The organism is Burkholderia sp. Ac-20353 (assembly GCF_017104785.1).
GTDB lineage: Bacteria > Pseudomonadota > Gammaproteobacteria > Burkholderiales > Burkholderiaceae > Burkholderia.
Genome location: NZ_JAAGPL010000101.1, coordinates 23,056 through 30,792, shown reverse-complemented (window position 1 = coordinate 30,792; position 7,737 = coordinate 23,056). Strand labels below are relative to the sequence as shown.

The 7,737-nt window shown below is 67.7% G+C and carries 6 protein-coding genes and 1 pseudogene; 6 read left to right on the top strand and 1 reads right to left on the bottom strand.

Features of this window, described 5'->3' with window-relative positions:
• The 6 genes and pseudogenes from G3N94_RS25315 to G3N94_RS25290 all read left to right on the top strand — a co-directional run.
• Positions 1 to 232, top strand: a pseudogene (locus G3N94_RS25315) (VOC family protein); the annotation flags it as partial.
• Positions 233 to 304: 72 nt separating this feature from the next.
• Positions 305 to 1,213: a DMT family transporter gene (locus tag G3N94_RS25310; protein WP_205795288.1), complete on the top strand. Its 909-nt coding sequence runs from the start codon at positions 305 to 307 to the stop codon at positions 1,211 to 1,213.
• Between the two features lie 152 nt (positions 1,214 to 1,365).
• Positions 1,366 to 2,547: a PLP-dependent aminotransferase family protein gene (locus G3N94_RS25305; protein ID WP_205795287.1), complete on the top strand. Its 1,182-nt coding sequence runs from the start codon at positions 1,366 to 1,368 to the stop codon at positions 2,545 to 2,547.
• Positions 2,548 to 2,584: 37 nt separating this feature from the next.
• Positions 2,585 to 3,043 carry a RidA family protein gene (locus tag G3N94_RS25300; protein WP_205795286.1) on the top strand — a complete coding sequence of 153 codons (459 nt, stop codon included), beginning with the start codon at positions 2,585 to 2,587 and terminating at the stop codon, positions 3,041 to 3,043.
• Between the two features lie 474 nt (positions 3,044 to 3,517).
• Positions 3,518 to 5,857 carry an EAL domain-containing protein gene (locus tag G3N94_RS25295; RefSeq protein WP_205795285.1) on the top strand — a complete coding sequence of 780 codons (2,340 nt, stop codon included), beginning with the start codon at positions 3,518 to 3,520 and terminating at the stop codon, positions 5,855 to 5,857.
• Between the two features lie 182 nt (positions 5,858 to 6,039).
• Positions 6,040 to 7,242, top strand: a complete 1,203-nt coding sequence (locus G3N94_RS25290) for a chromate transporter (RefSeq protein WP_205795284.1) — start codon at positions 6,040 to 6,042, stop codon at positions 7,240 to 7,242.
• Positions 7,243 to 7,269: 27 nt separating this feature from the next.
• Here the strand turns inward: G3N94_RS25290 and G3N94_RS25285 are convergent, their stop codons facing one another.
• Positions 7,270 to 7,707 carry a multidrug/biocide efflux PACE transporter gene (locus tag G3N94_RS25285; RefSeq protein WP_124597669.1) on the bottom strand — a complete coding sequence of 146 codons (438 nt, stop codon included), beginning with the start codon at positions 7,705 to 7,707 and terminating at the stop codon, positions 7,270 to 7,272.
• Positions 7,708 to 7,737: the final 30 nt, after the last annotated feature.

Genomic DNA, 7,737 nt, shown 5'->3' with positions numbered 1-7,737 from the left:
CCTCCTGCCGTCGCTGATCCAGTGGGACAGCGCGCGCCATCCGTCCGACATGCTGCCGCCCGGCGGCGTCGCGCTGAAGGCACTGAAGGGCACGCATCCGCGCGCGGACCTCGTGCGCGAGCAGCTCGACTGGCTCGGCGCCGCCCATCTGCTCGCCGTCGATGCCGGCGACGGCGCGCCTGTGCTTGTCGCCGAGTTCGACACGCCGCAGGGCACGCGCACGCTGCGCTGACCGCAGCCCCGAACACCGAACACCGAACACCGAACACCAATACTCGACACTCGATACGGAGACACCCTCGACATGAATTCGCGCGAAACCCGGGGCATGCTGCTCGGCCTCGTCGGCGTGATGATCTTCAGCCTGACGCTGCCGATGACGCGCATCGTCGTCACCGAGCTGCATCCGCTCCTCAACGGGCTCGGCCGCGCGCTCGCCGCCGCGGTGCCCGCCGGCCTGCTGCTGTGGTGGCGGCGCGAGCCGCTGCCGACGCGCGCGCAGCTGAAAAGCCTCGCGATCGTGTCGGCCGGCGTGATCGTCGGGTACCCGGTGTTCTCCGCGTGGGCGATGAAGACGGTGCCCGCGTCGCACGGCGCGGTCGTCAACGGGCTGCAATCGCTGCTGGTCGCGCTTTACGCGGCATGGCTGTCGCGCGAACGGCCGTCGACGGGCTTCTGGATCAGCGCGGTGACGGGCAGCGCGCTCGTGATCGCATTCGCGCTGCGCGACGGCGGCGGCACGCTGCAGGCGGGCGACGCGCTGATGCTCGCCGCGGTCGGCATCGGCGCGCTCGGCTATGCGGAAGGCGCGCGCCTCGCGCGCCAGATCGGCGGCTGGCAGGTGATCTGCTGGGCGCTCGTCGTGTCCGCGCCGTTCCTTGCGCCGCCGGTCGGCTGGCTCGCGTGGGTCCACCACGCGGCCCATCCGGGCCCGCTCGCGCTGCGCACGTGGCTCGCATTCGGCTACGTGACGCTGTTCTCGCAGTTCATCGGCTTCTTCGCGTGGTACGCGGGCCTCGCGATGGGCGGCACCGCGCGCGTCGGCCAGGTGCAGCTGCTGCAGATCTTCTTCACGATCGCGTTTTCGGCGCTGCTGTTCGGCGAGTCCGTCGCGCCGTCGACGTGGCTGTTCGCGGCCGCCGTGATCGCGACCGTGATGCTTGGCCGGCGGGCCTCGGTGGCCGCTGCGCCGCAACCCGCTCGCGCTGGCTGAAATGGTGCGCCATAATGGCCGTTTTGCCTGACCGGTTTTGCCCACCCGGCCGCGCCTGACCGATCGCCGTCGACCCAGCCTACCCGGCCGTGTCGCACCGACCGGCCCGGCCGACCTTCATGACTGACCCTGATATCCGAACGAGGAGACATATGAATCCGAGCGACCTGCACCCGCCGCACTGGCAGCTTTCCGAACGCGCCCGCAAGCTGACGAGCTCTGCGATCCGCGAGATCCTGAAGGTCACGGAGCGCCCCGAAGTCATCTCGTTCGCCGGCGGCCTGCCCGCCCCCGCCACGTTCCCGGCCGAGCGCATGCGTGCCGCCGCCGACCGCGTGCTGCGCGATGCGCCGGCCGCGGCGCTGCAGTACAGCGCGACCGAAGGCTACCTGCCGCTGCGCGAGTGGATCGCCGAGCGCTACAGCGTGCGCGTGTCGCAGGTGCTGATCACGACCGGCTCGCAGCAGGCGCTCGATCTGCTCGGCAAGGCGCTCGTCGACCCGGGCAGCCCGATCCTCGTCGAAACCCCGACCTACCTCGGCGCATTGCAGTCGTTCTCGCTGTACGAGCCGCGCTACGTGCAGGTGCCGACCGACGAGCAGGGCCTGCTGCCCGAAGGCCTGACGCCCGAGCTGACCCAAGGCGCGCGCCTGCTGTACGCGCAGCCGAACTTCCAGAACCCGACCGGCCGCCGCCTGCCCGTCGAGCGCCGCCGCGCGCTCGCCGCGTTTGCGCAGACGAGCCCGTTCCCGGTGCTCGAGGACGATCCGTACGGCGCGCTCAACTACCAGGGCGAGCCGCTGCCGACGATGCTGTCGATGGCGCCCGACCATATCGTGCACCTCGGCACGTTCTCGAAGGTGCTCGCGCCGGGCCTGCGGATCGGCTACATCATTGCGCCCGAGGAACTGCACTTCAAGCTCGTGCAGGCGAAGCAGGCCACCGACCTGCACACGCCGACGCTCACGCAGCGCATCGCGCACGAGGTGATCAAGGACGGCTTCCTCGACGAGCACATCCCGACGATCCGCCAGCTGTACGGCGCGCAATGCGAGGCGATGCTCGCCGCGCTCGCGCGCCACATGCCCGAAGGCGTCACGTGGAACCGCCCGGAAGGCGGGATGTTCATCTGGGTGAAGCTGCCGCAGCAGATCGACAGCATGAAGCTGCTCGACGCGGCCGTGGCCGACCACGTCGCGTTCGTGCCTGGCGCGCCGTTCTTCGCGGATGACGCGCAGCTGAACACGCTGCGCCTGTCGTTCGTCACGGTGCCGCCCGAGAAGATCGAGGAAGGCGTCGCGCGGCTCGGCAAGCTGCTGCGCGAGCGTCTCTGATCCCCCTTTCCGTTCACTGCAACAAGGAATCGAACAGATGGCAAACGTCTACGACAAACTGAAGTCGCTCGGCATCGAGCTCCCGACCGCCGGCGCACCGGCCGCCGCCTACGTGATGAGCGCGCAGAGCGGCAACACGGTGTACCTGTCCGGCCACATCGCGAAGAAGGACGGCAAGGTCTGGGCCGGCAAGCTCGGCGCCGACCTGACGACCGAAGAGGGCAAGGCCGCCGCACGCTCGATCGCGATCGACCTGCTCGCGACGCTGCACGCGCACACCGGCGACCTGAACAAGGTCACGCGCATCGTCAAGCTGATGAGCCTCGTGAACTCGACGCTCGACTTCACCGAGCAGCACCTCGTGACGAACGGCGCATCCGAGCTGATCGCCGACGTGTTCGGCGACGCGGGCAAGCATGCGCGTTCGGCGTTCGGCGTCGCGCAGATCCCGCTCGGCGCGTGTGTCGAGATCGAACTGATCGCCGAAGTTGCATAAAGCGGCAGGCGTCACGATGTCCGGCCGCGGCCGCCGCTTCAGGCGGATGGCTGGGCATTCGCGGCGCCGCCCGCGCGGGTCACGCCACTCGCGCGCCGACTCCCCCTGGATCGGCAGCCATGCGGTCACGATCGTCGACGGCACTTTCGGTGGGGCGGCCATCCGTGGGGCGGCCATCCGTGGGGCGGCCAGCCGCTAGGTGGCCTCCGCTGGGCGGCCCCCGCTGCCCGGCCCCCGCTGCTCCCCCGCACATCCCTCTGATTTTTCTCCGCGCACCATGCGCGCAGCGCCTGCCGGCGCTATGCTTACCCCGGCTATCGAAAAAACCTGCCAACCAGTAATATCGGGCCTAATCCGTCGCATGGGGGTCTGTCCACAGATGCGCATTGCGCAGACGAACAGACGTTGACGCGACCCTATATTCAGCCATTCCGAGCGGATGGCACACGCGCGCCAGGACGCCGCACCCTTTCGATGAGCTCCGCCCGGTCATCCCATTCGCCGTCGACGCGACCTTTGCGCGCCCCGCGCAAGTCGCGCCGCCGGGCGCTGTTCGCGATCCCGCTGCTCGGGATGCTCGCGCTCGCGCTGCTGTGGGCGGTGATCATCGCGCGGCTGTCGGTCGAGAAGGACAGCGCATACAAGGAAGCGGCGGCCTCTGCGGCGATCCTGTCGTCGGCACTCGAGCAGCACACGGTGAAGTCGATCCATCAGGTCGACCAGATCACCCGCTTCGTGAAGTTCGAGTTCGAGAAGGCGCCCGCGCGCTTCAATCTCGCGAGCACCGTCGAAAAAGGCGTCGTGCCGAGCGATACGCTGATCCAGGTGTCGCTCGTCAACGCGAAGGGGATCCTGTTCGCGACCACGGTCGACCGCAATCCGAAGCCGATCGACCTGTCCGATCGCGAGCACTTCAAGGTGCACCTGAAGCACAACGACAACCAGCTCTTCATCAGCAAACCCGTGCTCGGCCGCGTGTCCGGCCACTGGACGCTGCAGATGACCCGGCGGCTGAACAATCCGGACGGCAGCTTCGCGGGCGTCGTGGTCGTCTCCGAGGATCCGAGCTACTTCACGAACGACTTCTACAACAACGCGGCGATCGGCAAGGAAGGCGTGATCGCGGTCGTCTCCGACACGGGCGCCGTGCTCGCGCGGCGCACGGGCTCGGTGAGCAACGCGCCGGGCGCGTTCTCGGCGTCGGGCGTCTATCCGGTCGCCGAGCGGACCTCGGGCACGATCCTCGACCCGATCGACGGGGTCACGCGCATCGTGTCGTACCGCCATCTCGACGGCTATCCGCTCGCGGTGATGGTCGGACTGTCGCAGGGCGAGGAGTTCTCCGACTACAACCACACGCGCAACGTCTACCTGCTGATGACGAGCTTCATCACGCTCGCGATGCTTGCGTTCTTCGGCGTCGCGACGGGGCTCATCGGCAAGCTGCTCGGCCGCGAGCGCGAGATGACCCAGCTCGCCGAATACGACCTGCTCACCGGGCTCGCGAACCGCTACGCGACGCTGCGCGGGCTGCGCAACGACGTGTCGATGCCGACCAGCCTGTCGCGGCTCGGCCTGCTGTTCATCGATCTCGACAACTTCAAGACCGTCAACGACACGCTCGGCCACAACGCCGGCGACATCGTGCTGCAGATGACGGCGGCGCGCCTGGCCGACGCGGTCGGCGACGAGGGCGCGCTCGCGCGCATCGGCGGCGACGAGTTCGTCGTCGTGATGAAAGGCGACGACGTCGAGCGGCGCGCGGTGCGACTCGCCGAGGCGATCATCCGGATGTTCGGCGAGCCGTTCGACGTGCGCGGCAGTTCGTTCGTACTGCACGCGAGCATCGGCATCGCGCTGCACACGGTCGCGAACGAAAGCGAGATCGACCTGCTGAAGAAGGCCGACCTCGCGATGTACAGCGCGAAGGACGCCGGCAAGAACTGCTACCAGTTCTACGCGCCGCACCTATCGCATCGCGCCGACCACCTGATGCGCTGGGAACAGCAACTGCGCGTCGCGCTCGCCGAAGGGCAGCTGTTCCTTGCTTACCAGCCGAAGATCGACCTCACGCACCGCCACATCACCGGCTTCGAGGCGCTCGCGCGCTGGGACCACCCGGAACACGGGATCATCTCCGCGAACGAATTCATTTCGATCGCCGAATCGACCGGGCTCATCGTGCCGATCGGCGACTTCGTGATCCGCACCGCGTGCGAGCAGATCGCGCGCTGGCGCGACGAAGGGCACGGCACGCTGACGCTCGCCGTCAACATCTCGCCCGTGCAGTTCTGGCGCGGCGACCTGATCGAGACGATCTCGCGCACGCTGCAGGAGACCGGCATCGAGGCGAGCCGCCTCGAGCTCGAGATCACCGAGACCGCGATGATGGAGTATCCGGAGCTCGTCTCCGAGAAGATCGTCGCGTTGAAAAAGCTCGGCATCCGCATCGCACTCGACGATTTTGGCACCGGCTACTCGTCGCTGTCGTACCTGCACCGTTTTTCCGTGGACACGCTGAAGGTCGACCGCTCGTTCGTGCAGGCGATCCCGAACGACCGCAGCGTGTGCGTGATGGTCGCGTCGATCGTGCATCTCGCCCGTTCGCTCGGGCTGACGGTGGTCGTCGAGGGCACCGAGACCGAAGAGCAGATTGCGTGGCTGTCCGCGCTCGGCGAAATCGAGGCGCAAGGCTTCCTGTTCTCGCGCCCCGTGCCCGCGGACGCGATCCCGTCGCTGCTCTCCCGCTTCGGCGTGCGCGGCGAGCACCCGCACGTCGTAGCGCACCGCGCAACCGGGCATACGGGCACCTGAGCGCCCGCCGCCGGCGGAATGTTTCGTTCCCCAATCTGATTTTTTTGGTCGTTTACTAGCGTTTTCGCGCATGGCTGCCGCATGCCGCGCGTCGGAAAATGATACCGAGAAGTACGTCCGCGGTTCGCGTGCCGATTCGCGAAGGCTCCCCCGAATCGTACGAACCCGCGCAGCCACCCATCATGACGAGCGTCGAAGCCGAAGTCGCAGAACGCGTCGAGCGGGCCTCCCTGTGGGGCCTGTTCAAGGTCGTTGCGGGTATTTCCGCGATGTCGTGGGGCGGGCTCGCGATGATGGCGCAGCTCGAGCGCCATTACGTGCACCGGATGCAGCGCATCGAGCCGCACACGTTCGGCGATCTCGTCGCGCTTGCATGGCTCGTGCCAGGGCCCGTCGGCTGCAATGTCGCGGTGCAGATCGGCCAGACGCTGCACGGGCGCATCGGCGCATGGATCGCCGGTTTCGCGAGCGTGTTGCCGTTTTTCGTGATGATGACGCTGTTCGCGATCTTTTATCGCACGCCGTTCGTGCGCTCGCTCGCCGCGCCCGTGATGCTCAACCACTTCAGCATGGTGCTGGCCGCGCTGATCGGCGTCACGTGGGTCAAGCAGTTGCGCACGCTCGTGCGCGCGCCGCTCGAACAGGCGATCGCGGCGCTGTCGACGGTCCTGCTCGCGTTCGCGCACAGTCCCGCGGCGTTCGTCGTGATCCTGTTCGCGGCGTTCGCGGCAGGCTGGCTGACCGGTCGGCCGCAGGACAACGCGGTCGACTTCAGGCTGTCGACCCGCGAGCGCAAGCTGCTCGTGCTGCTCGCGGTATTCGTCGCACTATTCGCGCTGCCGGTTCCCGGCGACTACCAGACGACGCTGCTGTGGCCGCGGCTCGCGGGCGCGGGCATGACGCTGTTCGGCGGCGGTTTCTCGGCACTGCCGGTGCTGAAGGCGCTGTTCGTCACGCCCGAGACCGGCATCTCCGATCACGACTTCACGCTCGCTTTCGCGCTGTCGCCCGTGTCGCCAGGGCCGCTGCTGAACGTCGTGCCGTTCCTCGGCTACCTGACCGACGGCTGGCGTGGCGCGCTGCTCGCGACCGCCGCCCTCTTCATCCCGTCCGGCTGCCTCGTCGTGTTTGCCCAGCACCAATTGTTCCGGCTCAAGCGTCATGCGCGCTTCGAGCACGGGATGCGCCTGTTGCGCGCGGCGACGACCGGCTTTCTCGTTGTCGCGGTCGTGAAAATTCTGCACCGCGAACCGGCCGATCCGATCTATTGGGTCACGGGCGCATTCGCGATGCTGTGCTTCGCACGCTTCAGGCTGCCCGTGTTCGTGGTGTACGGCGCGGTTGCGATCGCGTGCGGCGCGTGGCTGTGGGCGGCCGCGCACTGAGCAGCCACCCACGGCCACACCCCCGCGTTACAGCGCAACGCGACGCGCGAGCCGGCGCGAGCGCAGGTGGTCATACGCGAGATTGAAGCAGAACGTGTAAGGCAGAAAAAACAGCACGATGCCAAGGTCGAGCAGCAGCGCCTCGACGAGGCCGATGCCGAGCCACCACGCGGCGAGCGGCACCACCATCGCGACGAGCCCCAGCTCGAACGCGAGCGCATGCACGATCCGCATGCCGAGATTGCGCACGAGCCCGAAACGGCGCTCGAACCGGTCGAACAGCGTGTTGAACGTCATGTTCCACGCCATCGCGATCAGCGACACCATCACCGTCAGCGCGCCGACATGCGACACCGGCATGTCGAGCAGCCACGCACCGATCGGCGCGCACAGTGCGATCGCGACCAGTTCGAACGTCAGCGCATGCACGAGCCGTTCCGTCACCGTTTTGTTGGGATGTTTCATTGCAATCTCCGATCCGGACATATGATTCAT